We start from the raw sequence: 26722 nt of genomic DNA on the forward strand, positions 1-26722 counted from the left end.
CCATGCTGTTGAATTGTGAAAGGCCGCCCCCGGGCGGCCTTTTTCATATGTGCCGCTGTAGCAACAGAGTCGCGCGCAATGGCGGTAGGCAGGGTGGCGATACGAAACTTTGATCATTATCTGCGCTCTGTTGCAAAGTGCAGGGTTGCTGGAGGGATCGTTGAGGCTGTTCGTCAAAATGGGCGACGTGGTTGCCACGGCGCTGCTTCTTGTTTCGGTCTGCGATGTCGCCCAGGCCGACAGTGTTCTTGACAACTGGCGGTTCGACACCGGCAGCGATGGTCTGGTCACGGCCTCGCTCTACGCCACCAACAAGCTCATCACCGGCGGCGGCGCCCTGAGCTACAGCCCGATATTGACCATCGCCTGCCGGGCGGACGGCGAACCGCGCTGGAGCGAGTGGCTGCAGCTGAACGATGCCGTCTCCGCCAGCCGGACGATCACCGTATCGATCACGGTCGACCAGGGTAAGAAGATCAACGAAAGCTGGTCTGTCGGGACTCGCGGCAGGATGCTCGTCAGGGACGGCGCCGACGGCGTCAGGCGACTGGTTGCGGCAAGCCGGCTGCTGCTTTCCTGGCGCTTCGGCCTGCTGTCGGGGCGCGGCGAGGCCGACTTCGACCTAACCGGGCTTGATAAGGCGGTTGGCCAGATAGCCGGATCCTGCAACACGGATTTGCCTTGATTCCAGCCGGTAAGCCTTTGCATGGTTGACCTCTACCTGCGGCCTGGATTCTGTGGTATGCAGGTGCCGCAACTCCATAAACGGCAGCGGACATTCCGTTTGTCATACAAAGAGTGCATGTCAGCGGATTGATGCGTTGGCAGGCGCAGATCAGCCAAGATAAATTGGCGATCAGTGAGGAAATGCCATGCGCGCAACTGTGTTTTTCACCGTCATGTCCGTTGCGACCTTCATTGCAGGCCCCTCGCAGGCACAGGATGCCGCGGCGGGTGAGAAGGTCTTCACCAAGTGCAAGGTCTGCCACGTCGCAGACAAGGACCAGAACAAGATCGGTCCGTCGTTGAACGGCGTCATCGGCCGAACGGCCGGCACGCATCCGGGGTTCAGCTATTCGCCAGCCATGACCGAGGCCGGAAAGTCCGGCGTCAAATGGGACGAAGCCACGCTGACGACCTACCTTCACGACCCCAAGGCCATGGTCAAAGGGACCAAGATGGCGTTTCCCGGCCTCAAGAAGGACGAGGACGTCGCCAACGTCATCGCCTATCTGAAGCAATTCTCCAAGTAACACGGTTCTTCCACTGGAAGTAACACGGTTCTTCCACCGGAAGTAACGCGGGTTGTTCGGCCGGAAGCAATCCGGTTCTTCCGCCGGCCAGCGGCTGACCCATCCCGATAGAATCGGATAGGCCCAACTTCTTGTTTGACCATGATCTTTTCCAAAAACAGTTCCACTTTCAGGCATCATAGTCTAAGCTGCCTGTCTCCATCGGTGGTCTTCCAAAATAATGTCGACTAGGGAAAGTGGCCTCAAGGATACCGGCATCCGCCTCTCGGAAGCGACGGCCGGTGATTTCTTTGCGCTTTTGAAACCACGGGTCATGGCGCTTGCCGTCTTTACCGCTTTCGTCGGCCTGATGGTGGCGCCCGGCGTAATGAATCCGATCATCGCCCTAATTGCAATCGGCGCAATTGCAATTGGCGCAGGAGCGGCCGGGGCGCTCAACATGTGGTACGACGCCGACATAGACGCGTTGATGTCACGCACGTCAAAACGGCCGATCCCATCAGGCCGCGTCACGCCAGGGGAAGCCCTCGGTTTCGGCCTTGTGCTTTCCGCACTTTCGGTCATGACGCTTGGCGTGCTGGTGGGATGGCTTGCCGCATCGCTGCTGGCCTTCACTATCTTCTTCTACGTCGTCATCTACACGATATGGCTGAAACGTTCGACGCCGCAGAATATCGTCATAGGCGGCGCAGCAGGCGCTCTTCCTCCAGTGATCGGGTGGGCGGCGGCCACCGGCGCGATCGGGATTGAAAGCCTCATTCTGTTTCTGGTCATTTTCCTCTGGACGCCGCCGCATTTCTGGGCACTCGCCCTGTTCAAGGTTGGCGACTATGCCGCGGCCGGCATTCCCATGATGCCGAACGTGGCCGGCCAGGCTTCGACCAGAAGACAGATCTTTGCCTACTCACTGTTTCTGGCGCCAATCGGCGTGCTGCCTTGGGTCCTCGGATTCGCCAGCGGATACTACGGGATTGTTTCAATCGCGTTGGGCGCAGGCTTCATCTGGCATGCCTGGAAGGTCCTGGTCATCCCCGACAAGGAGATGAAACCCGCAAAGGCGCTGTTTGCCTATTCGATTTTCTATCTTTTTGCGATCTTTGCCGTGCTGCTTGCCGACACGATCGTAATGCGCGCGCTTATTTCAGCCGGAGGTTGACGGAAACCTGTTCCCGGATTGAGACGGCCGGTCGCGACAACCGCCCTATGGAAGTTTGCCTCTCCAAGGCCGCTTTTGCCGTCACGCGGGCAGTGCACAAAATCCCAGCAACAGCAGAATAGTTATGCCAAGGCCGAGTATGAGAATGGTCTTTCCATCCATGACCTTCACCCTTCAACCCACCTTGGAGAATATAGAAGAAAGGCCGCCAGAGCTAGATTAACTGCCAGGGCCGGTCCGTTCTGACAAAGCGCGACAAGCCGCAACCAAGAGAGTATGTTGAACATGGTGCAGGTCGCGGTTTTGCGTGGCCAATCATGCATAACGGCAGCACCGTGGAACCGCGACCTTACCGGACCTGGTCTGGAGGAATGGTCATGGCAAGTTTTCACGTGATAGCAGGCGCCAGCGAGACGCTGGAACATACGAGAATTCGAAAAATCGGTGTCTCCGACCTTTTCGATGCGCTCAAGCGTGGCTTGGACGATTTTATGGTCAAGCCGTCGCACATCGTTTTCCTCTGCCTCATCTATCCGCTCGTTGGCGTCGTGCTCGCCGTGTGGACATCGGGTAACAATGCATTGCCGTTGCTGTTCCCGCTGGTGTCCGGTTTTGCGCTGATCGGCCCGTTCGCGGCGATCGGCCTCTATGAGATCAGCCGCAGGCGGGAAGCGGGGCTAGATGCTTCGTGGAGCCACGCCTTCGAGGTCAGGAATTCTCCGGCACTGCCGGCCATCGCGGCGGTCGGGATCATGCTGGTTGCGATCTTCGTCGCCTGGCTTTTGACCGCGCAGGCATTTTACCAGCACCTGTTCGGCTCGGCGCCGCCGGAATCGCTATCCGGCTTCATCAGTGGAATATTCGCTACGGGGCGGGGTTGGACGCTGATTGTGCTTGGTCATGCTATCGGCTTCGTTTTCGCCGCGGTCGTATTGTGCACCACGGTTGTTGCGTTCCCGCTGTTGCTCGACCGCGATGTCGGTGCCTACGAAGCCATCCATACGTCGGTGCGTGTGGTTCTGGCCAACCCGGTCGTGATGGCCGTCTGGGGACTGATTGTCGCCGTCGCCCTGATCATCGGCTCGCTGCCGATATTCGCCGGGTTGGCGGTCGTGCTGCCGGTTCTCGGTCATGCCACCTGGCATGTCTATCGCAAGGTCGTGGAAGCGCCTTCCAGACCGGCGAGTTGAAACCCGGCGTGTTAGACCAGCACCGGCGAGGTGCCGGTGCTGGCAGGTTGATTTTCAGTAAGCCGGGTGACTGAAGCGGGCTTGGCGTGCGTCCATGGTCAGGTCGCGGAAATCCTTGCCGCTTACATGCACCAGCGTCCTGTGGTCGCCGCCCTCGAAGTAGATGTCGGGGGCGGTACCGAGGCTTTCGTCGAGGATCACCGGCACGTCATAGGCCGCGCCGATCGGCGGGATGGCGCCGACGTCGCAGTCACCGAACAGCGAGACCACCTCATCTTCGGAGGCAAGTCCAAGAGGCCTGTCCATGACGTCCTGCAGTGTGGCGAGTTCGATCCTGTGCGTGCTGGGAACCACGGCCAGCGCATAGCCATGGTCGTGGTGAACGAGCACCGATTTGGCCATAATGCTGCCGGGCACATGTGCCGCAATGGCGGACTGTCTGCTTGTGGCCGTGCGGTGATGCTCGACGGTGTCGTAGGAAATTCCTTTCCCGTCGATAAAGTCTTTCAGTCTGTTTGCGATGGTCATCTTGGGCGTCCCTTGCTGGCGTTCGCGACGCGTGTGGAAACGCGGGCATGATTCCCGCCGTTTCCTGTATCAACAGAAATGGACCAACTGTCGTTTCTTTCAAGGCAAGGGCAGCCGGGGTCAGGGCCCAGCCCCGAAAAACACCATCCGGGTAAGAAGCGTGTAGTCCGCTTCAAAGACCATCATTGTCACGAACACCAATACCAGTATCGGCGGCAGGATGATCGCATACATCAGCGCCAGCCGCTCCCAGGCCATGTGCATGAAGACAGCGACGATCAGCCCTGCCTTGAGCATCATGAAGATCAGGATCAGCGACCATCTGAGATAGCCGTGGAGGCCGAAATAATCGACCAGATAGGAGCAGGTGCTGAGGATGAACAACCATGCCCAGACCACCAGATAGAGCTTGATCGGGTGCTCCTGATGAACCTCCGCATGGGCGACGCCGGTCGCCGCATCATGCGCGTGTGCGACGTGCAGCTGGTGTTGCCCCAGGCCGTTTGCGGTTGCTTCAGCCATGTCTGCCTCTCACCAAAGATAGAAAAATGCGAAAATGAACACCCAGACCAAGTCGACGAAGTGCCAGTAGAGCCCCATGATCTCGACGTTCTCGTAGCGGCCCGTGCGGCTGGTGAAGAAGCCGCGCCGTCCGATGTCGAAATCTCCGCGCCATACCTTTCGCGCCACGATGATCAGGAAGATCACCCCGATCGTCACATGGGTGCCGTGGAAGCCGGTGATCATGAAGAAGGACGAACCGAACTGTGCAGCGCCCCATGGATTGCCCCACGGCCGCACGCCTTCCGTGATCAGCTTGGTCCATTCGAAGGCTTGCATGCCGACAAAGGTCGCACCTAACGCCGCGGTCAGAAGCATGAGGATTGCGGTTTTGCGGCGGTCGCGGCGATAGCCGAAATTGACTGCCATGGCCATCGTTCCGCTGCTCGAAATCAGCACGAAGGTCATGATGGCGATAAGGATCAGTGGAATGTCCGAGCCGCCGATATGCAGGGCAAAGACCTCGCTCGGATTAGGCCACGGCACCCGCGTAGAGATGCGCGCGGTCATATAGGAGAGCAGGAAGCAGCCGAAGATGAAGGTGTCGCTGAGCAGGAAGATCCACATCATGGCCTTGCCCCAGGACACGTTCTTGAACGCCCGCTGATCCGAGGACCAGTCGGCGGCGATGCCTTGCAAGCCTGCAGGCCGTGGCGCCGCTTGGCCGATATGCGTCACTGTCGCCTCTGTCATCCGCGCGGCCCTCCTAGGTCAGCAACTGTCGGCAAATGTCGATGAAAGTCGCGGCCCAGCCGGCCAGAAGGGCGAAGATGGCGAGCCAGATGAAAAGCAGGAAATGCCAGTACATGGCGCAGAGTTCGACGCTGAGGCGAAGCCGCTCCGGCCGCGCTCCGTTCCAGGCGCCGGCGGACGTTCTGCCCAGGCCCACCAGTCCTCCCACTATGTGCAGTCCATGCATCCCGGTTATAAGGTAGAAAAAACTGTTGGCCGGATTGGAGGTCAGGAAATAGCCGTCGGCGGTCAGTTCCCGCCATGCCGTTATCTGTCCAATCAGGAAGGCAAGCGCGGTGAGCCCCGCCGTGGCAAGGCCGAGCCTGACGTTCTCGATCTGGCCCCTGCGTGCCGCGACCGAGGCGCATTGCAGCGCGACGCTGCTCAAGACCAGAACGCCGGTGTTGAGCCAGAGCAGGCGCGGAACCGGCAGGGCCCGCCAGTCCGACAGCTCCATGCGCATGAAGTAGGCGCTGGTGAACAGTGCAAACAGGCATCCGACGACGGCGAGGAAGACGCCGAGACCGATCTTGGCGGTCGGCAGCGCCGATCGGTCCAAGGCGACAAAATCCCCGGCCATACCTTGTTCGAGCCATGGCTTCGTCATCAGCCGCTGATGGGAAAGCCACCATCCGGCAAAGCCGGCGATTACAAGCAGGAAAACGATAATCACGCTCATGCCGGCTCCCTGGAGGGGCCGAAGGAGCCCGGCACGTTTTGCGGGATGAAGTCCTCCTTGGCGCCCGGCACGCTGTAGTCATAGGCCCAGCGATAGACGATGGGCAGCTCCTTGCCGAAATTGCCATGAGCCGGCGGTGTTTCGGGCGTCTGCCATTCGAGCGTCGTGGCCCGCCATGGATTGCCGCCGGCCTCGCGGCCATGGCGGATACTCCAGATCAGATTGAACAGGAACACCATCTGGGCAAAGCCGACAATGAACGCCATGATGCTGATGAACGAGTTCAGGTGGTGGGCCGACTCCGTCATGATCGCCATGTCGGTCAGTTCGTTGTAGCGCCTCGGCACGCCCATCAGGCCGAGGTAGTGCATGGGAAAGAAGATCAGGTAGGCGCCGAGGAACGTGACCCAGAAATGGAACCGTCCCAGCGTTTCATTCAGCATCCGGCCGGTGACCTTCGGATACCAGTGGTAGATCGCCCCGAAGATCACGATGATCGGGGCGACGCCCATGACCATGTGAAAATGGGCGACGACGAACATCGTGTCCGACAGCGGAACGTCGACGACGACGTTGCCGAGGAACAGCCCGGTCAACCCTCCATTGACGAAGGTGACAATGAAGGCCAGGGCAAAAAGCATCGGGATGGTGAGATGGATGTCGCCGCGCCATAGCGTCAGCACCCAATTGTAGACCTTGATGGCGGTCGGAACGGCGATGATCAATGTCGTGGTGGCGAAGAAGAAGCCGAAATAGGGGTGCATACCGCTGACATACATGTGGTGCGCCCAGACCAGGAAGCTCAGCGCGCCGATGGCTACGATGGCCCAGACCATCATCCGGTAGCCGAAGATGTTCTTGCGCGCGTGGGTGCTGATCAGGTCGGATACGATGCCGAAGGCAGGGAGCGCGACGATGTAGACCTCGGGGTGGCCGAAGAACCAGAACAGATGCTGGAACAGGATCGGGCTGCCGCCATTATGCTGCAATTGCTCGCCCATCTCGACGATAGCCGGCATGAAGAAGCTGGTGCCGAGCGCCCGGTCGAAGAGCATCATCACGCAGGCGACGAACAGCGCCGGGAAGGCGAGCAACGCCATGACCGTCGCGGTGAAGATGCCCCAGACGGTCAGCGGCAGGCGCATCAGCGTCATGCCGCGCGTGCGACCCTGCAGCACCGTCACGACATAGTTCAGGCCGCCCATGGTGAAGCCGATGATGAACAGGATCAGCGAGACGAGCATCAGCATGATGCCCCAGTCCTGGCCGCCTGGCGTACCGGTCATGATGGCTTGCGGCGGGTAGAGCGTCCAACCGGCACCCGTCGGTCCGCCGGGCGCAAAGAAACTCGACACTAGGACCAGCACCGCGAGCAGGTAGATCCAGTAGCTCAGCATGTTGACATAGGGGAAAACCATGTCGCGAGCGCCGACCATCAGCGGGATCAGGTAGTTGCCGAAGCCGCCGAGGAAGAGTGCTGTGAGCAGATAGATCACCATGATCATGCCGTGCATGGTGATGAACTGGTAATAGGCTTCCGGGGTGATGAAATCGAACGTGCCGGGGAAGCCGAGTTGCAGCCGCATCAGCCAGGACAGCACCAGCGCGACCAGGCCGATTGCCGTCGCCGTCGCCGAGTACTGGATGGCAATGACCTTGGCGTCTTGCGAGAAGACGTACTTCGTCCACCAGCTGTGCGGATGGTAGAGCTCGACCTCCGCGACTTCGGCCGGCGGGACCGCATCTGCAGGTGTGATATCGACCATCGGAACACCTCCGTGCCCTTTTCAGCCAGACTCGACAGTTTCGAGCCCTGCCGCAATTTTCAAACCTGACGTTTCAAACCTAACGCCTTCGTCTCCCTGATCGTCTATTCCGCCGAGCCCGTTTGCTGGGGCGCCGACAGTTGTGCGAAAGTCTGCTGCTGGCCAAGCCAGGCCAGATAATCTTCCTGGCTGTCGACCATGACTACGCCATGCATCATCGGATGCCCCTGGCCGCAAAGTTCGGCGCACAGCACTTGGAAGGTTCCGGTCTTGGTGGGGGTAAACCAGAAATAGGTGACCGAGCCCGGGATCATGTCCATCTTGGCGCGGAATTCCGGCACGTAGAAATCATGCAGCACATCGATCGAGCGCAGCAGCATCTTGACCGGCTTGCCGACCGGCAGATGCAGGTCGGCCGCTTCGACCACGACATCGTCCTGGCCGTTGGGATCCTTGGGCATCACGCCCAGCGGATTTTCAGCGCTGACGTCGCGGGTGTCGGATGTGCCGAGCTTGCCATCCTTGCCGGGCAGGCGGAAGCTCCATTGCCATTGCTGGCCGATGACTTCGACGACGGTTGCGTCGCCTGGAACGCTGACGAACCGGTTCCAGACGAACAGGCCCGGAACCAGCAGGGCAGTGACCCCGAGTGCGGTGACGATCGTCAGCCACGATTCGAGCCGCTTGTTCTCCGGTTCATACGCGGCCTGGCTCCCTTCCCGATGACGGAACCGGAAGATGCAATAGGCCATGAAAAGAACCACGGCGGCGAAGACGACGCCGGTGATCCAAAAAGTGATGATGATGGTGTTGTCGATATAGTCCCAGTTTGAGGCAATCGGCGTCCACCACCATGGGCTCAGGAAGTGGAACAACACTGAGCCCACAACTACCAAAACGAGTACAAGCGCAACGGCCATGTCCCGTTCCTCCCCGGTATTTCAAAGGGGCGCAAAGCCGTCCCGGGAAATACCAAGGGCATCATAGCTTGATTTGCGATCGAAATTCTAGAGCCGACTGTGTGATGGGCACAGATGCCACTTTTCGAGGGTCGTGGACTTTATGTTCGAGATCCGATCGGTGCAGGCCCTTTGTGCTGGGATTGTCGTTCTGCCGATGATGATGTCCTCCCATCGTTGACTGTGTTGCGGGCTCCGCGCAAAATCTCGCGATTGCAAACACCGATGGTCAGATGCGCAGGCCGGAGCCGGCCTGCGCTTACCGCTCACCAAGACGGGGTATGGCAAAAATGGAAAAACGTCAGTTCGGCACGATCGGTGAGGTCAGTCGACTCACCCTCGGCGGCGGTGGCATCGGCCAGGTCTGGGGCGACACCAGTCGGGAAGAAGGCATTGCCACCTTGAAGATGGCCGTCGATTCGGGAATCGATGTCATTGATGCCGCCCCCGGCTACAGAGTTTGCGAGGCGCTGATCGGCGAGGCCTTCGGCGGCCATCTGCCAAATGGTGTGAGGATCACGACCAAGTGTGGCATCGGCTCGCCGCCGGCCGAAGAGGTCTATCCGCGCTTGCGTGCCTCGCTCGAGCAGAGCCTCACGGCCATGCGGCTGGAGCGGGTCGATCTGTTTTTTCTCCACAACGAGATTTGCCCGGACGACTTCGTCTATCCGGTGGACAACGAACGCCGGTCCGAATTCGCGACCGCATGGTCGCTCTTTCGCGGCGCGGTGGTGCCTGCATTCGAGCGGCTGCAGCAGGAGGGCCTGATCGGCGCCTGGGGCATCACCGGGGTGGGCGTTCCCGACACGATAATCCGGGCACTGGAGCACACGCAGCGCCCACAGGCGGTGCAAGCGGTCGCCAATCTCCTCGACAGCCCGGGCGGCCTGACCCGGCTGCGGACACCGGCGCGACCGCGTGAGATCATTGCCACGGCGCAAAACAACGGCGTGGGCGTAATGGGCATTCGCGCGGTGCAGGCCGGCGCGCTTACAAACGCGTTCGACCGGCCGCTCGAACCCGATCATCCCGAGGCCGTGGATTTCGGCCGCGCCGCCCCCTTCAGGCGTCTGTGCGAAGCGTGGGGTGGCAACCCGGCCATCATCGCACACCGCTACGCCCTCACCATGCCGGGCGTCGACACGCTCGTCCTCGGCGTCAAGAATCGCGAAGAGTTGCGTCAATGCCTCGATGCCGAGGCGGCCGGTCCGCTCTCGCCGGAGGAGATCGGCGCGATCGATGCACTGCGGCTGCGATGATGAGAGCCGATCCGGGGCCGCTCATCGGCGTCAGCGGATGGGTTTCCATGCTGGATTCGCTGAGCAAGCGGTCGCCGGCGAAAAGATGTCAGTTGTGGAGCGCGCGGCCATTGGCGGGGCGGGGCAAACCGGGGCTAGCGGTGCGCCCTGTTCTTCCAGCAGCGCTTCCGCCACCGATGTACCCGCCGCCGGAGGAATTCCGGCGACGGGTCGACAACGGCTGAGTGGAGAGGGGGAACCTTACCCGCCCGGCCGCCGCCACCTACGAAACGTCACCGACCCCTAATTTAGTTCCAACAAATTATAGGACCCGCCGCTGAAGGATGGCGACAGCCTCGCAAACGCGCTGGGGTGGAAGCTGGATCTGTCTCGAAACGATGCTGAGCAGATCCGCCACTAACCCGGATCTCCGGCCCCTGAGCTGACGGATCGCCTGATCGAGATCGCAAAATCCTGACGATGGTGTGTCTACATAGCGCCGTCACCTTTCCGGCTCGACTGCAAACGCAAGACATCAAATTTTCGGCCTTGCGAAGAAACGGCACTCGCAGCAATCTCTACAGCGTACAGTCGGATAACCGAACCGATGGTCGGAAAGGGAGGGCGCCGTCGCGAAGGTCCTGCATAGCATCACCGGTCTGAACGTCGGTGGTGCGGAGTACATGCTGGCGCGCTTCCTGCGCTGCCTGGGGCAGGATAATTACCGCGCGGCGGTGCTTTCATTGATGACGCCCGGACCGCTTGAGGTCCATGTCGCCGCCGCCGGTGCGAGCGTCCATTCGTTGAGCATGCGGCAAGGCCGGTTTTCGCTATCGTCAGTGCGCAGTTTGAACCGTATTTTTCAGAAGATCAAACCCGAGCTGGTGCACGGCTGGATGTACCATGGCAATATCGCTGCCAGTATCGGTTGCCGGATCGGGCATCTCAACGCCCCCATTATCTGGAGCGTTCATCATTCACTATATGACATTGCAGTCGAGAAGCCCTTGACCCAAAAGCTTATCCGTCTTTCGGCGCGTCTTTCGAACCAGGCAAGCGCCATCACATACAGCTCATACGTTGCAGCCAAACAGCACGAGGCCGTCGGTTTTGATCCGCGTCACCGCGTTGTCATCCACAACGGGATCGACTGCGAGGAGTTTCAGCCCGCCTTCCCAGGTGCAAAATTGGCGCTCGCACAGCGGCTTCGCATTCCCGATCAGCGCGTCATCATCGGCAGCATTGGCAGATTTCATCCGATGAAGGATCAGGCAACGCTGGTTCAGGCTTTTGCCCAGCTGTTGGCCGAAGGGTATGACATCCACGGCCTCTTTGTTGGAGCCGGGCACGAAGACGGCGTCGTGATCAAAACAGCCCAGCAGTTGGGCATAGATGATCGCATCAGTACATTGGGTGCCAGTGACGACATCCCGGCGATCGCTCCGGGCTTGGACATCCACGCAATATCTTCAGCCTGGGGTGAGACCTTCTCGATGGCAACTGCCGAAGCGATGGCCAGCGGCGTACCATCTTTGGTCACAGACGTTGGCGATTGCGCCCTGGTCGTCGGTGACACCGGCGAAGTCGTTGCGCGCCGCGATCCCAAAGCCCTCGCGGCGGCGCTCAGAAGATTGCTCGACCTCGGTCGCGATGCGCGGCGCCAATTGGGGGCGAGGGCACGGCGCCGCATTGTTGAGAACTTTTCGTTGCAGCGATACGTCGACAGTCACGTGGCTCTCTATCAGAAATTGCACGAAGGCCGGTTGTTGAAACCAAAGCAGATGTGAACATGCACCATCGGCCTCTCTCCGCGGCCCGTCCGCCTTGTGTGGCGGCATACTCGATGGCGGTACTGGGGGACAAATTTTACGATTCAGCACTGAAGGCGGAGTGATAGACCCGCAGCAGACCTATCAACCCGACGATACCCATCACCACGTTGGCGATATTTGCGCCCATTGCCCCGATCAACGGGATCATCGTTAGGGCAGTCGCGTGAAACATCAGCGTGGACACCAGCACAACTTTGAGGACGGCAAGCTGCCTGCCCATGGCGAAAAGTGCGGTTCGCAAGGCGCTGCCGCTCATTATGATGGCAACAGCCATCATTTGCACCATCGCCAATGGGCCGGCCCCGGCGAACGCCTTCCCAACCGTCCAGTCAAGAACCGGCTGAATGCCAAGCACGGTACCTACCACCATGGCGAGGCCAAAGACTGCGAGCATGATCTCGGTTTGAAGCACAGTGCGGCGAAACATGGCCAAGTCGCCTTGTGCCCACAGGCGCGCCACATCCGGATAAAGGACTGCTTGAACCTGAACGCCGATTTGCACCACCAGACGGCCCAGCCGTTTGGCAATATGGTAGAGACCTGCACCGGCCGGATCGGTAAATGCGCCGACAAGGAGCGTGTCGAATTCACTGGCACTGGAGCGGACGGTAAGTTCGACATTGCTGCCGATGGTAAAACTCAAAAGCCCTTTGAAACGCTCCGTCACCCCCTTCAGCGGGGCACTTATGAAGCGGCGCATTCCCTGGCGCCGAATTTCAACTAGAGCCATGCCAAGCACGACGACGGAGCCCAGAACCTGAGTCAGGGTCCAGACGATCACGAAGTACAGCAGGCCCATGCCGGCCAGAAGCCCGGCGGCACAGAGAACCAGCCGCGCAATGCCGCCGACAACCGATCCGTAGGCCAAAAGTCGAAAGCGCCCCGCAAGTCGAAATACGGCCGTCGGCAACCCGTTTATCTGAAAGAGCAGAACAGTCGAATAGATGATTACCTGTTCGATCGTATTGCCGCCGATGCCCACCAGTGGCCCGAACAGCAGAGCGAACCCGATCGCCACTAGATAGGACAACAAGGCCGCTGAAATATCGACGACCAGACCGAACTTCAACAGCGAGCGGTAGTCGTCCAGGTGTTCCTCGCCGCTCAACTCCGCGCCGTACTTGATGAGAGGCTGCCATGACTGGAATCCGACGATCAGTCCGACCGCGCGTGTGTAACTGTATGTGAGGGCGAGAACACCATAGTCCGTTGCGCCAAGCGCCCGCGCGGTAACCAGGAAGCCCAGCATTCCAACGACGGAACCCACTAGGTTGCCGGTAAGAAGATGGCTGATATTTACGAGGCGCGTGCGCAAGGACGCCTCATCGCGCCAGAAGCGCCGCGCACGCCGGCCGAGCGTTTGAACAGAGGCCCCTAGGAACATGCGACGCACCTCATTCCTGTTCCTTGGCCTGTTCCTTGGCCTGTTCTTTGGACGTCGCGGTGACTGTCGGGGCCACAAACGACAACTCTGTATCAGGCTGCATCCGTATCTTGGGTGGGCATCGAACCATCGTTGTCAAATGGCGCGTCCCGCGCTGCGGTGGTGTTGTGCCATGATATCGATCACGACAAGCCCAAACGACTGGACAAACCTGACAGGAAAAACCTGACAGGAAAATCGCTCGACGCAGGTACCGGAGAAATCATCCAACAGTTCGCTCACCGGAAGGCGACCAAGGCGCCGGCGTGCCGATGGCTGGTCGTTCGGATGGATCCGCTGGCGGATTGCAGATCGTCGAGACAGGCATCGAGCTCGTCCAGGCTGGTGATCCGAGTATGCGCCTCGTGCGCAGCACTTGGCGCCGTGAAATGGTTAACCCTCTCCGGCCGGTCCAGCTGCACGGTCCACCAGCCACGTTCCCGCGGCGTGACAAAATCCTTCGATGGGTTGTCTGCGACATATGCGAGCGGCAGGCCATAGGGCGCGGCCCAGGCTTCGACCAGTTCGAAGGCGCGCGGATGCGGCTTGCCGTAGCCGTGACCCAGCGCGTCTGTATAGACGATGAAGTCCAATGCGCGTTCGAGCCCAAGTGCGCGCACTTTCGCTTGTTGGGTACCGCTCGGACCATCGGTGATCAGGCCGGCAAGGAAGTCCCGAGGCCGGCAGGCAAGATACCGCGCCGCGTCGGCGGTCAAGGCGATCGTCGGTTCATGCGTCCGATAGATATCGACCAGCAGGTCGACAAGCGCCGGATCGGCTTCGACCCGAAGGAGTTCGAGTGCCTCGTTGAAGACGCGCGACCGGCGGCCGGCCGTGAAGATCCGTTGGCAGGTTTCGGCGAGCCCAGGGATGTTGAGCTCTCGGTGCAACCAGTCACCGGCTGCGGCAAAGCCGCTTCGCGCGAAGTCCCTCTCCAAATAGAGAGTATCGTCAAGATCGAAGATCACTCTTATCGGCAGCATACCAGTAGCCCCTTTGGTCAACCGGCGAACGTGGCAGCGTCATAACGCAGCATGAGCGCACCGGAGCGCCATCCATCGTGCGCGGTAGAAGGCAGTCCGACGGTTTCCTCAAGCAGCCAGCGCGTGTACTCGGCGCCCGCGAAATGGGCGAGGGGATAACCGCCGCCGAAGCGCGCATTGATCTCGAACACACGCGGCCCAGCCATCTTGTCCACAATCAGCTGAAAGCAGAGAACACCACGGGCATCCGGCAATGCGCGCGATACGCCTTCCGCCAGCGCCCGAAACATCGGATCGCGCTCGGTTCGCCCCTTCTCGACCTCTCCGGCACGGACGCGCAGCCGTTGGTGGGCAACGGCACTGCGCAACTCGCCATTCTTGTCGACAAACATATTGACCGTGTATTCCGGACCGACCAGAAGCTGCTGCAGCATCATCGGTTCGTCGGGGGCAGCGGGCAGGTCCGAGGGGCTGTAAGCAACCTTGATGCCACGGCTTGCGCTGCCCCCCGATGGCCTCAGGAACAGCGGCCAGACGAGTCGATCGGCTGCTGCACGCGCAGTGTCGAGCGAAGCAGTCCAGGGCACCGGAACGCCAGCTGCGGCCAGCACCTCCGACGTTCTCACTTTGTCGCGCACCACCTCGATCACGGAAGGCGGGCTGACGTGAACACGCGTTCCCACGGCACCGAACCGGTCGGACGCCGCCGAGAGCGGAGCCAGTTCCGGATCGATGGTCGGCACCACGAGGTCGACTCCGGCGTCGATAGCGATTTTGAGCATCGAATCGACAAAGGCCGGGTCATCGCATCGGGGAACGGAAAATGCCCTGTCCGCAGCGTAGCATGCGGCGCTCAGTTCAGGTTCTATGTCGCATGCAAGCACGTCGAGGTCGATGCCGGCTGCCGCCGCCGAGCGGCGGAAGCACTCAATCAACCCGACCCGCCTGCCCGCCGACGAAACCAATACGGTTGCGTGCATTGTTCTTGACCCCGACCCAACGCCTTCCCCTGCTCACTGGCGGCTCCAGTTCCCTCGTGGCATCGCGCATGACGTTTGCCACGACGTCAGCTACCCGCTGCAGGGAAACGGCGTTCTGGCAAGGGTCGACCAGAAACGCCAGGCTGGTCTCGCCTAGCAATGCAGCCGTCGGAAGCCGTCCGGCTGGCCGGAAGCCGGAATCGACGAAAGCTTTCTCCCGGTAGATTTCCGGACAACTGCCCATGTAACAGGCCACACCACTGGCGTTGATCGCGCTCATAACCCGATCCCGGTTCCAGCCACGTCTTAGCCGCTCCGGCTGCACGAATGTGTAGAGGCGATACCATGCATGGCGAATGTGCAGTGGTGGCTCGGGTGTTCGCAGGCCCGGCAAGCTTCGAAACGCGTCAATCAGCAAGGCGGCGTTTGCGGCTCGCTGAGCCCGCCAGGAGGGAAGTCGCTGCAATTGCCGCAGGCCAATGGCGGCCGCAATCTCCGTCATCCGATAATTGGAGCCGAACGTTTCGATAAGCCATCGAAAACCGACCGGATGTACCTTGCCGGACTGCAAGTCATGCGTCTTGCCATGGTCCTTGAAACTCCAGGCCCGAGCCCAGATGCCGTCGTCGTCCATGGCCAGCAATCCGCCTTCACCGCCTGTGGTGATGATCTTGTCCTGACAAAACGAAAAAGCCGCAATGTGCCCGAAACTCCCCGCAGGTCGTCCAGCATATTCCGCTCCGTGTGCCTGGGCGCAGTCTTCAATCACAACAATTCCGTTCTGATTGGCAAGACGCATGATCGGGTCCATGTCGGCCGGCCATCCGGCCAGATGAACCACGATGATGGCACGCGTCCGCGGGGTCAGGACCGCCGCAATCGACTCTGCAGTAATAGCCTGGCTCTCCGGGTCCACGTCAGCGAAGACCGGCACGGCCCCTGCCATCGGGACGCAGGACGCGGAGGCGACGAAGCTCCGCGGCGTCACGATGACTTCATCGCCCGGCTGCAGGCCGATGGCGTGAAGCGCGACGTCGAGCGCAACTGTGCCGTTGGCAAGCGCAATCGCGTGCCGGCGGCCAAGCAATGCCGCATATGCCTGTTCAAATTCACGGACCTTGGTTCCGGTCCAGGCATTAACCTTGCCGGATCGAAGAACCTCGACGACATCCTTGATCTGTTCTTCGTCGTATTGAGGCCAGTTGTAGGCTGTTGTCTGTTCTATGTCTTTTTTGTCGTGCCGGATGTTCATGTCGGCTCCTGGAAACGGGATGGTCAGGGAAGAACTACGCTTCGAACGAGCACGAACGCTTCCGCGGCTGGACGATGCACCGTGGCGCCGCGAAGTGTCGCGAGCGCCCTTAGCGCCTCGATCGATCGCTCGTGCGGGCTGGCCCGAAGTTGGGAACCGTAGGCCGCGATCGCCTGCAGCTTCAGGTCCAGGGTGTCAGTGATGTCCACGAAGACGTTGGGATGGAAACCTGGGGTCAGATAGGGCGCATTCCAGTTGGTCTCAGACAGCGTTTCGTAAGCGAGGACCATCGTCGGATACGCGGCCTGATGTGGTCGCGCTGCCACCATGACCGACTGAAAGATCAACTGGTGATCGATGTGCACGTCACCCACAAAGGGCACCAGAACCGTAGTGGGCTCGGTTCGGACGACGGCTTCCCGCAGCACGGCATTGAGGGCGTGACGCGGCGTTTCGACGAGATGGGCCGCGGGCAGATCAAGCCACAGCGTCTCTTTGACACCGAGAATAGCGTGGGCCTGCTCAGCTTCGGAGCGGACTCTGGCGACATGCGATGCGGAAAACTCCGGCGGTCGCCCCGTTGTGACGACTGCAACGGTTACCTCGTGTCCGGCCCTTGCGAGCCTGGCAATGGTGCCGCCGGCGCCAAGAGTCTCGTCGTCGGGGTGAGGCGCAATCACCAGAGTGCGCCCGAAGACCTCCAGCCTGCTGGATTTGAAAGAATCAGCACGAAGTTGTTCCATACGCCCTCACGCCAGCCCCTGCTGTTGCCGTGCTGATCCTGGGCCAGCCGGCGACGCCCGCAAAGGCGCGCGAAGCGCAGATCGTGTCAGTAAAAGCCCTCGACCGCTGCGGATTTTGCGCGGCAAGAGCATCGGATCCAAAGTGGGATCCGATTTGGAAAATCCGCTGCTCAAACAAAAGGCAGGGCGACGGCACGGTTCAACCTGAGCGTCTGACACTCCCGGCAGTCGCGCGTTCAACTGGACGTCATGCGCTGGTGTGGTGGATTTGAGGTTCCTGCTATTTTCACCACGTCAGCGTTCAGGAGCTTCAATCCAAAATCACACTAGATTTCGGATTCGCCACGCTAGGTTTCGCGCAGCACTTCCGCGCTGCTGATTCTCGACGCCACGGTTCGCCGACCAGCAGGGCGATGCAGCCAGGCCGTCAGGTCGCGGCCAATCAGGCGACCGAGTTCCTCGACGTCCGGCGCATAGTGATCGGTCAGACGCTGGCGGACGCTGTCGGGGAATGGGCTGTAACGGATCTCGGTCGCAAACGCGGCGTGTACCTTCCGAAAGAAGGGATTGTCGCGGAATGGAGCCACCACGGATTTTGCCGGGCGGAACAAGCGACGCAGTCCCGGGCGCAGCATTGGGGTGCTCTTGTCCTTGACCTTGCCTGGAATGAAGCTGACCGATTGTTCGGCAGGCAGCCCCAGGAAGCTCCTGACCGTCGCCAGGTGCTGTTCGGGCTCGGTCAGCACCGCCTCGTAAAAGGTAACCAGGATGTGATCCGATGGAAACCGATCGTAGTAGGCCCGCAACTGACGGCCATACAATCCGAGACTGACGAACCGCGCATTGCGCGAACTGCGTGGATCAAGGTAGCTCTCAACATCGCGTCCGACCTCACCACGCCGGTACCACATGCAATAGTCCGAATATGCGCGTTCGACCGGATTGCGAAGCTGTACCACCAGCTTCACGTCCGGCAGTTTCGAGGCGATGCGGTCGGCTGCTTCAGGGTCTTCCAGATAGGAATTGGATTTCTCGCCGGCAGTGAGCGTGTCTGCATGCGGCGGAAATTGCGAAAGGTACCAATCGTCTCCCTTGCTGAACTCCCGGCTGAAGTAATGCAATTCCGGAGATGGCATGGAGACGAGCGGGTCGGCCTGCAGCGACCTCTGCAACCAGGTTGTTGCGCTCTTGGTTGCGCCGATGATCAGGAAATCGATATCTTTCATCAACACGTAGTGATCCCCCTCTTTCGTATCGCCCTTTGGTGGCCGTCCTAACAGCCACCGTGTGTTCAGCTGAGCAAGCCCGGCGATTCCCTCACCAACCCAGGTATTTCAGCAATCAGATCACCAGTGTGAATTTGAGATTCTGCAGCTGTCGGTCATGAGATGCTTGCTCCAAGCTTGGAATGCACGCGTGGTTTGCCAGCAGCCTGATCTTGCCTCCATCGAGTAATGTGAATGCACTTGCCGTCGCCGCAACGAACCGTGAATCCCTCCGCGGTGTAACACTGCACCTGGCCAGGTATGCCGATATAGCGATGCGAGTCAGGGAATGGCGCCGCCACTTCGACAACAAGCCTGCTCCCTCCGCAGGTCGTGAAGGCGCCTGGATAAGGCTCGCCCGCGGCGCGGACGAGACGCAGGATCGTTTCAGCCGACTCGCGCCAGTCGATCAGCCCATCGTCGGGTGTCCGTTTGGCGCAATAGGTGGCACGATTGTGATCCTGGTCGATCCGTTGTGCCTTGCCCGACTGCACGAGTTTTACCGCTTCCGGCAACATGCGCGCCAAGGCGTCCGTCTGCTTGACGTACAGGGTCCGAGCTGTCTCGTCGACCGCCACTGCGATCGGCTCCTGAAGCAGGATGGGCCCGGAGTCCACGCCACCGTCTAGCCAGAACAACGATGCGGCAGTCGACTCCTCACCAAGAAGGATTGTCCAGGGGATCACTGCGCGGCCCCGCATTCGCGGCAGAGGCGAGGGGTGGAAGCCGATATTGCCGATACGGGCAATCGAACGGAACATGTCGCCGCAAATCTGCGACCAACCTATCACAAGCACCAGATCCGTCTGGAAACGTCGCAGCGCCTCGATCACGGCGGGTCCGTTCACGTTGGTTGCATAGACGATTTCACTACCGCCCGCCTTGGCTAGCGGTGTGAGATCGACAAAATCGGAATGTCGAGATGCCGCCTCCGGCGCCAGCGTGATCACAAGGCCGGGGGCCATCCGGGCCCGAACAAGTGCGTCGAGTGCGATAGCGGAACCTTCGACGGCTCCGACGAATGCGATCCTCATGGCGCCGCTCTCCTGGCCAACCGGTCGCCAGCGGCGACACCATCCGAGCGGGCGCGCAGATGAGCCAGTGCCGCCGCGATATGATTTGCTCTTGTCCTTTCGCCGCGCACCAGGGTTGCCGCGGTCAAGAGCAGGATTCGTGCATCCAGAGCGATGGACCGATGATCGATGTACCAAATGTCGAGCGCCAGCTTTTCGGTGTCGGAAAGCCGGGTATTGCCATTGACCTGAGCCCAGCCGGTGAGGCCGGGCCTCACCCGGCAGCGTACCATTCCCAAAGGGCCGAAGGCCGCCATGGTGGCTGGCTGCAGCGGTCGCGGGCCGACGAAATCCATTTCGCCGGCGAGGATTGCAAGGAATTGTGGAATTTCGTCAAACCGCACGGCGCGAATGAGCCGCGTCAACGCCGTCTCGCGTTCGACATCAGGCAGGAGCTGCCCGTTGATATCGCGGATGTCATGCATCGTCCGAAATTTGACAAGCGTGAACGAGCGTCCACCGAGGCCGCTGCGCACCTGGCGAAATAACAGTGGGCGCCCGAGCGAAAACCAGATGAGAGCAGCTGTCATCATTGCCGGCAGAGCGAAGACAAGCAGGGCCAGGAGAGCAGCCGTGCGTTGCATAATTCTAACGTTCAAAGCCGATCGGGGCGACTGCAACTCCGCGTTCTTTTCTATGCCGGCAATCATCGTGGCGTTACCCTGGCTTGCGGATCGAGATGCACACTCACAACTCAGCGCTGCTGTCAGGGTTGAGCCACCGGCAGGGCGGCCACCGTCGCATCGTCAGCGCTGCGGATCCGGACCACCAGCACGTCGGCAGGAGCCAGCACGCTCGTTACCGTTGCCGGTATGTCGACAACGTCGGCGCCGATGCCTCGGCGGATCGTAAAGTCGAGCACGACCTGCTTGTTCTTGGCCAACTCCTCGGCCGTCATGCTCGACATCAGAACGAGCTGCTGCTCCGTCGTCCGATGTGAAGCAAGATGGGCGGCGAGACTGACGTTATGTGTCTGGAGGTCGACCAGCGCGTTTACGTGGCGTGTCTGCGAGATCTCGACGAGCCTGCTCTTTAGCAGCCCGATATCCCTTCGTGCCTGGGAAATATTCGTCAACACTTGAAGCTGATGGTCTTCCTCCTGGGACATTATGCGTTGAACATTGGATACATCTGTTTGTGTGTTGATGCCGCGCTTGCGCAGCTCCTGCGCTCGCTCGACATCGGCTTGACCAATCTTGATGGTCTCGTTCGCATTTTCCAGTAGCTGATTGAGCAGCAAGAGCCCTTGCTCCGCCTCTGCTATCTGCGCTGAAAGAACCGCCTTTTGCGCCGCAAAGCCTTCAGTGTCGGCCTTCGCTATCCGGCGTTCGACCTCACGTACCGATTCCGCCAGAGGACCGTTTACATAGTCACGCGCCGTCGCTGGAATGTCTTCGGGCAGAATGTCGCTGCGTTCCGCGAGCTGGGCCGTCAGCCTTGCATAAGCCAACGCCTCGCGGATGATGTTACCTTCGGTCGTTTCCAGTTCTCCACGCAGGCGCGCGCGCGCCAACACGGGGTCTTCCGCGGGATCCGTGGCGATCTGACCGCCGGCAAGCCCCATTGCTTTCTGCACCGTGAGCTGCGGCTGGAAGGGGTAGGAGCCGGGCGTCCGGACGTCTCCGACGACGAAAATGGGGCGGTATGCCGCGACGGAGAATCCAAGTTTTGGAACGACAAAAATCCGCTGCGCTACATAGCGGCGGTTGAGTTCAGCCAAGGCTTCGGAAACCGTAAGCCCGGCGATTGGCACAGCTCCCAGGAACGGTGCCTGGATCGACCCGTCCATGGCGACTGGCAGATCCATCGGCTCTTTGTCATCATCCAGAATATCAAGCTTTACGGTGTCGCCGGGAGCCAGTGGAAAGTCATTCTCCGAGATTGCCCCCGCCTTGCTTGGCGATAAAATTGATGTTAAAAAAAGCAACGCGATGCAAATAATACACCGCAAGACTTCTATTCTGCTTGAGCTTCGCCGAAGCATGATCATTTCCTCTCGGAAAAACAAGATGAACTTGAAGATTTTACTTGATTTACACGTAAGTGCGTGTCACCACTATGATGGACTGCGAGCAGTATCGAGACTCTCCGACTGCTGGTCCGGGCGGCGGTCGGGTTCGAACCCGGCATTCGCCGACAGGAACTGAGAGATGTAACCCTATGGTGCGAGAAGCCGATATCGGTGCTCTTTCCCGGAAGATGGGTCCGTACAAGGTTGCCGTCGTCTGCAGCTACACCATCTCGCTGGTGAACTTCAGGTTCCGCCTGCTCCAGGCGATGGTGCGGAACGGGCACGAGGTCGTCGCGTTTGGGCCCGAGTACCATCAGCCGACTGTCGATGCGTTGGCCGATATCGGGGTTGCCTTCGTGCGCATCCCGATGGCCAGAGCCGGCCTCAACCCCATCCAGGATCTGTGGACGCTGGCTGCGCTCTGGTCGGCATTTCGCAAGTTCGAACCGGACGTGGTCCTCAGCTATACGATGAAGCCGATCATCTATGGGCTTGCGGCCGCGCGGCTGTCCGGCGTGAGGCAGCGTCATGCACTTATTACCGGGCTCGGCTACATCTTCGGTGACAATGCCAACAACCCGCGCCTCTCGCTGATCCGGCGAATGGTCACCTGGATGTACCGCATTGCCTTGCACGGGGGCGGCCGGGTGTTCGTCTATAACGAGGCCGACGCCTCCGACGTTCGTTCCGGTCGAATGGTCAGCGACTTTGCCCGAATAGTCCCTGTGCCAGGATCCGGCATCGACTTCGATCGCTTCACCGCTTTCGATGTGCCAGCCGGAGACCCGGTGTTCCTGATGGTGACTCGCCTGATCCGGGAGAAAGGCGTCTTCGAATTCATCGAGGCCGCGCGGTCTTTGCGGTTGCTGTACCCCAGGGCTCGGTTTCACATCCTTGGCCCGATTGATCCAAGTCCGCTGGCGGTTTCGCGAGACGAGTTGGATCGCTGGGCGGCCAAGGGAGTAATTGACTATCTTGGGGAGACCCTGGACGTCCGGCCTTACCTTTCGGCGTCTACGGTTTTTGTCCTGCCGTCCTACTATCGCGAAGGCATTCCCCGCAGCATCATGGAGGCAATGGCGACTGGCCGGGCCATCATCACCACGGACACACCCGGCTGCCGGGACACGGTAATCGAGGGAGAGAATGGTTTCATCGTGCCGCCGCGTGATCCGGTAGGGCTTGCTGCTGCGATGAAGCGCTTCATCGACGACCCGGCACTTGCCGAACGAATGGGGCAGCGCTCGCTTGAGATCGCACGTACCCGTTTTGACGCGAGAGCCGTGAACCAGCTCCTTCTGCGGGAGATGATGCTCTTGAAGACGACTGACGCCTGATGATGTCCGCATTGTCTCTTCCGATTTCCACAGCCGATGAGAGTCAGCTGATGAAGTACGTCCTTGCCTGCGTGGGATAGCTCACCGCGCCGAGAGGCTCCTGGATCGCGCGCCCGTGTGGGTCGACGCAATTGAGCACCGTCCCGATCAGCGGCGCCCGGTTCATGTTCAGGCGCGAAACTGCCCCGATCAGCTCGTGCTCCGTGGTGCGGCCAAATCGGGTCACCAACAGGACGGCATCCACAAAAGGCGACAGCCAGTTGGCATCCTCGACGATCAGCACCGGGGCGGCGTCGATGACGATCAGATCGTAAGACGCTCGCAATTTCGCGAGCAAAAGCCGTACGTTTTCCGACTCCATCAGCGGCTGGGCCTGATGACCGCCACGCTTCCCGGACATGAGCGTGTCCAAATGATCAAGGCCTGGGACGGGTCGGATGGCGTCGGTCGGCGCGTACATCCCCTCGATCGCAGTGCCCGAGGGATGCTCCGCCTCATCAAAACAAGCCATCGCGACGCGCAACGATTGAGGGTCGAGATCGACGTAAAGTGTCCTGACCCCGTCACTTGCAGCCGAGAAGGCCAATCCAAGCGCGACCGACGTGGTCCCGTCCCCGGGAAGCGGAGCGGTGACAAGGATTACCGCTTTTGCCCCGGTGAACTGCGCGCGACAGGCGAGGAAGAGCGAACGGAATGCTTCTGCATTGGTCGAGCGAGGCGTGCTAATCAGCCGCATCAGGATATGCGCCCGGCTTTTGAACCATGAGCTCTGGCCCTTCGGTATGTTTGCCAGGTTACGGAGTTGCACGACTTGACCAATGCGCTGCCCCGACCTTATCCGAATATCGGTCGCTTCAAGTACTACCGCCAGAATCACCGCCAGGACGGTCGCGCCAACGGTGCCGCCGGCAAGAAGGCGCCCCCTTTGTGGGAACGAAGGCGTTGTCGGCACCTCGGCCACCGAGACGACCCGCGCGCTTGGTTTGGCGACTTCCGCAAACGGATCAAGGCCGCCAAGACGCGCCACTACCAGATCATGCAGTTTCTGGTCGGCCAGAAGGTCGCGCTCCAACTCGCGCAATCGTATCTCCGCGAGACTGCGCTGGCGGACCGTTGCCTGCATTTCGGAGATCTGGGTTTCGAGTTGCTGCACGCGGCCATTGACCACCTTCTCCTTGCCGGCGAGGTCGTCGACGATGCGTTGGATCTCAGCGCTGATCATTGTGGCGACGCTGGCGAGTTGCGCATCCGTTTCAACCATCTGTGGGTGGCTTGCGGCAAAATTCGACGCGTATTGGGCGCGCTGGCGTGCCAGGAGGGCTTGCTCACCGCGCAGGGTGGTCAACAATGGCGATTCAAGCGAAGTCCCCTCGAGGTCTCCTGTGCCTGCGATAACCCGCTGCCCCTGTTCCCTGCTCGCGCGGATCCCCGCCAATTCGACTCGCGCGGCGGTCAACTGCGTATTCATCTCGTCGATGCGCTTGCGCACCAGATCGTCGCGTTCGTCGGACGCGAGTTGGTTCAGGCCGCTGAAATTCGTGATTTCGCGTTCATTTTCGGCGATCCTAGATGCGACCTGGTTGGCGCGTTCGCGCAGAAAACCGACCGCGTCGCTCATCGCCTGCTTCTTGAGCTCGCGCGACCAGTCGACATAGACATTTGCCACAGTGTTGGCGAGCGCTGCCGCGAGTTCCGGATCCGGGCTGCTTACGCGTACCGTGACAGCAAGGCTCTCTCCATTTCGCGTCACGCTCAAAACCCCGAGGAGTGAAGTGATGGCGCGGTCGCGTTGCACGGATAGGCTCGGCAGTTTTCGTGGGCCATCCGGCTCGCCAAGCCCAAGGAGCCCCTTTGCCGTACTTTTCACGGCAGCGAACAGATTACCGGGAAATGTGCTCGGCTCGTCGTCAGCGGAGGCCGGGAGATAGGTATTGAACCACGGATGCTCGACCAGGTTCATCGCGTCGACCACGCGCCCCGCGAAAACGCGAGAGGAAATAATATCCATCTCTGTCTCAATGGCGGAGCGATCACGCTGCTCGTTGTCCAACTGAGTTACAGCCTCGAGCATTTGCGAGTTGTTTCGCTCCAGGACCAGCGCCGCTGCAGCGGTATACCTGTCGCGCATCGAGAGAACCGCGACGGCCAGCAGCACGAAACTCGCCAGAACAAAGAAGAGGACGAAGTATCTCCTTCGACTCACGAGTGCTATCGTCTCGCGAGCACCGACAATGCCGGCCGTACCTCTCGGCGCGTGTATGACATTCGGAGAGTCGATCTCAATTCCGAATCTATTTTCGTTCAACTTGTCCATAACACGCCCACGATTGCCCAAACATTTCTTTTTCACGCTACAAAAGCGTAGGAAAATTCATTTGTCATGTCAGGTTTATATTCTATCTATTCTTATATTCATAAGTATGCTATCCACGCAGAAGCAAAGTCGTCCGATGTGAGAGGACTGCCATGTCGCAAGCGGAGCAATTGTCGGGATCGACGCTGAAGTACGGCATCCCGTCGTCGAGGACAGCGCTGCGTCGGCTTGAATTCTGGCTCGCATGCGCGGCGGTATTTTTTGCCCCGATGAACGTGCTGAGGCTGCCCGATTTCTATTTTACGGCGGGCGATGCGTTCGCCTGTCTCTGCATTGGCGCGATGGTCATCAACGGGACGATCAAGCCGAAGGCGCTTGGCCCTGGTACCGCCTATTGGCTCTTTGGCCTGGTCACCATGGTTGGAGCATTGTTGGCCAGCAGCCTGCTCGCAGGTGTTGTCGACCGCGGAATGATCCTGTCGATGCAGTACCTGTTCGCCTACTTTCTCTTGCCGCTCATTCTTCTTGGCCGCCCCTGGCGCGAGACCGACGTCCTGATGAAGGTCTTCGTCGCCTCGATGGTGGTTATGATCCTGCACGGAATCTATGTCGTTGATTTCGTCAGGGAGACGAATACGACTTTTGTAAGCGGCTCCGGTCGGCTGCAGGGCTTTGTGGAGCGGGAGAACGAGTGCGGCAGCCTGTTCGCCCTTACCGTTCCGATGGTGCTCTCGATGGCTGCGACGCGGACGATCCATCCCGTTGTGGCCTTGATCGTGATGCTGCTGCTCGGCTATGGCATCATGCTGACCGGCTCGAACACAGCGCTTTACGGCATGTTGTTCGGGCTGGGCGTGTTCACCCTCGCATCGCTGACGGCAAAACGAATCCTTCTGGTTGCGATCGGCTGTCTGCTGCTGTGGGCTGCCATAAGCATGCCGGGGGTCGTCGAACTGCTGCCGGCCGTCTTTCAGAAACGGGTGCTGGTCGGTCTCGAAACGGGAAACCTTGACGAGGCCGGCACCTTTGCGGACCGGATGCTGCTGATCAAGGAAGCCATCCGCCTCGGAGGAGATAGCTCGTTGCTTGGCAGCGGGGCCGATCAGTATCGCGAGATCAGTGCGTGGCATGCGCCTGTGCATAATCTTTATCTGCTGATCTGGAACGAAGGCGGTTTCTTGGCCCTGGTCGGGTTCCTGACGATGCTGTCCGGCGCCGCCATCACGGTCGCGATTGCCTGGCGCAGTGGAGGCGGCCACTCTGAAGCAATCTGCGGCTTTTCGACTGTGGCGCTGTTCACACTGCTGGTAAACGCTGTACCGCATGTCTACGGTCGCTTCTGGGCCGTTCCGGTGCTGCTCTCGCTTGCTCCGGCTATCAGTCTCATCAACGAGGGGCCGAGACGTCGGCGCCCTCCGCACCCGAGTCGAAATGGTTATTGATGCGA

Annotated in this window: 24 protein-coding genes and 1 pseudogene; 8 read left to right on the forward strand and 17 right to left on the reverse strand. The window is 60.1% G+C overall.

Translation table 11 applies throughout. The features are described from left to right. The first annotated feature begins 160 nt into the window (after positions 1–160). The 4 genes from EN859_RS11420 (at position 161) to EN859_RS11435 (ending at position 3599) form a co-directional block, all read left to right on the forward strand. Positions 161–685 carry a hypothetical protein gene (locus EN859_RS11420; RefSeq protein ID WP_127851454.1) on the forward strand — a complete coding sequence of 175 codons (525 nt, stop codon included), beginning with the start codon at positions 161–163 and terminating at the stop codon, positions 683–685. Between the two features lie 187 nt (positions 686–872). Continuing rightward, positions 873–1253: a cytochrome c family protein gene (locus EN859_RS11425; RefSeq protein ID WP_127851453.1), complete on the forward strand. Its 381-nt coding sequence runs from the start codon at positions 873–875 to the stop codon at positions 1251–1253. Positions 1254–1473: 220 nt separating this feature from the next. Further along, positions 1474–2409: a heme o synthase gene (locus tag EN859_RS11430; RefSeq protein ID WP_127851452.1), complete on the forward strand. Its 936-nt coding sequence runs from the start codon at positions 1474–1476 to the stop codon at positions 2407–2409. 377 nt (positions 2410–2786) lie between these two features. Further along, entirely contained in the window at positions 2787–3599 is an 813-nt protein-coding gene (locus EN859_RS11435) for a DUF2189 domain-containing protein (RefSeq protein WP_127851451.1), read from the forward strand. Positions 3600–3653: 54 nt separating this feature from the next. On the opposite strand, the gene EN859_RS11440 is transcribed toward EN859_RS11435, so the two are convergent. The 6 genes from EN859_RS11440 to coxB all read right to left on the reverse strand — a co-directional run bounded on the left by EN859_RS11440 (position 3654) and on the right by coxB (position 8785). Next, complete coding sequence (locus EN859_RS11440; protein ID WP_127851450.1) at positions 3654–4127, reverse strand: aminoacyl-tRNA deacylase; 474 nt, start codon at positions 4125–4127, stop codon at positions 3654–3656. Between the two features lie 120 nt (positions 4128–4247). Further along, positions 4248–4649 carry a cytochrome C oxidase subunit IV family protein gene (locus tag EN859_RS11445; protein WP_127851449.1) on the reverse strand — a complete coding sequence of 134 codons (402 nt, stop codon included), beginning with the start codon at positions 4647–4649 and terminating at the stop codon, positions 4248–4250. A 9-nt stretch (positions 4650–4658) separates the two neighbouring features. Next, positions 4659–5381 (reverse strand): heme-copper oxidase subunit III family protein, encoded by a 723-nt coding sequence (locus EN859_RS11450; protein WP_127851448.1) that lies wholly within the window; start codon positions 5379–5381, stop codon positions 4659–4661. 13 nt (positions 5382–5394) lie between these two features. Further along, a complete protein-coding gene (locus EN859_RS11455; RefSeq protein ID WP_127851447.1) occupies positions 5395–6099 on the reverse strand; it encodes a cytochrome c oxidase subunit 3 in 705 nt (234 codons plus the stop codon). Next, positions 6096–7865: a cytochrome c oxidase subunit I gene (gene ctaD, locus EN859_RS11460; protein ID WP_127851446.1), complete on the reverse strand. Its 1770-nt coding sequence runs from the start codon at positions 7863–7865 to the stop codon at positions 6096–6098. The genes EN859_RS11455 and ctaD overlap by 4 nt, the downstream gene beginning before the upstream one ends. A gap of 104 nt (positions 7866–7969) precedes the next feature. Next, positions 7970–8785 (reverse strand): cytochrome c oxidase subunit II, encoded by an 816-nt coding sequence (gene coxB, locus EN859_RS11465; protein WP_127851445.1) that lies wholly within the window; start codon positions 8783–8785, stop codon positions 7970–7972. A gap of 329 nt (positions 8786–9114) precedes the next feature. On the opposite strand from coxB, the gene EN859_RS11470 reads away from it, so the two are divergent. Then, complete coding sequence (locus tag EN859_RS11470; RefSeq protein ID WP_189501861.1) at positions 9115–10083, forward strand: aldo/keto reductase; 969 nt, start codon at positions 9115–9117, stop codon at positions 10081–10083. Positions 10084–10102: 19 nt separating this feature from the next. Here EN859_RS11470 and EN859_RS39200 read toward each other — a convergent pair. Continuing rightward, positions 10103–10212, reverse strand: a pseudogene (locus EN859_RS39200) (four-carbon acid sugar kinase family protein); the annotation flags it as partial. 509 nt (positions 10213–10721) lie between these two features. Here EN859_RS39200 and EN859_RS11480 point away from each other — a divergent pair. Continuing rightward, on the forward strand, positions 10722–11849 hold the full coding sequence (locus EN859_RS11480; protein ID WP_281015608.1) for a glycosyltransferase: 1128 nt from the start codon (positions 10722–10724) through the stop codon (positions 11847–11849). Positions 11850–11928: 79 nt separating this feature from the next. Here the strand turns inward: EN859_RS11480 and EN859_RS11485 are convergent, their stop codons facing one another. From EN859_RS11485 to EN859_RS11525, 9 genes are all read right to left on the reverse strand, one after another. After that, positions 11929–13209, reverse strand: coding sequence for an oligosaccharide flippase family protein (locus EN859_RS11485; RefSeq protein ID WP_245525531.1), 1281 nt, complete (start codon positions 13207–13209; stop codon positions 11929–11931). A gap of 347 nt (positions 13210–13556) precedes the next feature. Next, a complete protein-coding gene (locus EN859_RS11490) occupies positions 13557–14300 on the reverse strand; it encodes an HAD family hydrolase (RefSeq protein WP_127851441.1) in 744 nt (247 codons plus the stop codon). A gap of 17 nt (positions 14301–14317) precedes the next feature. Next, positions 14318–15280: an ATP-grasp domain-containing protein gene (locus tag EN859_RS11495; protein WP_127851440.1), complete on the reverse strand. Its 963-nt coding sequence runs from the start codon at positions 15278–15280 to the stop codon at positions 14318–14320. Next, a complete protein-coding gene (locus EN859_RS11500) occupies positions 15228–16532 on the reverse strand; it encodes a DegT/DnrJ/EryC1/StrS aminotransferase family protein (RefSeq protein ID WP_127851439.1) in 1305 nt (434 codons plus the stop codon). The genes EN859_RS11495 and EN859_RS11500 overlap by 53 nt, the downstream gene beginning before the upstream one ends. Positions 16533–16555: 23 nt before the next feature. Continuing rightward, on the reverse strand, positions 16556–17275 hold the full coding sequence (locus tag EN859_RS11505; protein ID WP_127851438.1) for a PIG-L deacetylase family protein: 720 nt from the start codon (positions 17273–17275) through the stop codon (positions 16556–16558). Positions 17276–17622: 347 nt separating this feature from the next. After that, on the reverse strand, positions 17623–18501 hold the full coding sequence (locus tag EN859_RS11510) for a sulfotransferase (protein ID WP_348632921.1): 879 nt from the start codon (positions 18499–18501) through the stop codon (positions 17623–17625). A gap of 155 nt (positions 18502–18656) precedes the next feature. After that, positions 18657–19574, reverse strand: a complete 918-nt coding sequence (locus EN859_RS11515; protein ID WP_127851436.1) for a formyltransferase family protein — start codon at positions 19572–19574, stop codon at positions 18657–18659. After that, positions 19571–20197: a sugar transferase gene (locus EN859_RS11520; RefSeq protein ID WP_245525532.1), complete on the reverse strand. Its 627-nt coding sequence runs from the start codon at positions 20195–20197 to the stop codon at positions 19571–19573. The genes EN859_RS11515 and EN859_RS11520 overlap by 4 nt, the downstream gene beginning before the upstream one ends. Before the next feature lie 122 nt (positions 20198–20319). Next, positions 20320–21597: a polysaccharide biosynthesis/export family protein gene (locus tag EN859_RS11525; protein ID WP_189501863.1), complete on the reverse strand. Its 1278-nt coding sequence runs from the start codon at positions 21595–21597 to the stop codon at positions 20320–20322. Positions 21598–21773: 176 nt separating this feature from the next. On the opposite strand from EN859_RS11525, the gene EN859_RS11530 reads away from it, so the two are divergent. Continuing rightward, complete coding sequence (locus tag EN859_RS11530; protein WP_245525533.1) at positions 21774–22961, forward strand: glycosyltransferase family 4 protein; 1188 nt, start codon at positions 21774–21776, stop codon at positions 22959–22961. 43 nt (positions 22962–23004) lie between these two features. On the opposite strand, the gene EN859_RS11535 is transcribed toward EN859_RS11530, so the two are convergent. Beyond that, on the reverse strand, positions 23005–25116 hold the full coding sequence (locus EN859_RS11535; protein ID WP_189501866.1) for a hypothetical protein: 2112 nt from the start codon (positions 25114–25116) through the stop codon (positions 23005–23007). 311 nt (positions 25117–25427) lie between these two features. Between EN859_RS11535 and EN859_RS11540 the strand changes: the two genes are divergently transcribed. Next, entirely contained in the window at positions 25428–26717 is a 1290-nt protein-coding gene (locus EN859_RS11540; RefSeq protein WP_127851432.1) for an O-antigen ligase family protein, read from the forward strand. Positions 26718–26722 lie beyond the last annotated feature (5 nt).

The sequence above is a fragment of the Mesorhizobium sp. M00.F.Ca.ET.216.01.1.1 genome (assembly GCF_004010325.2).
Taxonomy (GTDB): domain Bacteria; phylum Pseudomonadota; class Alphaproteobacteria; order Rhizobiales; family Rhizobiaceae; genus Mesorhizobium.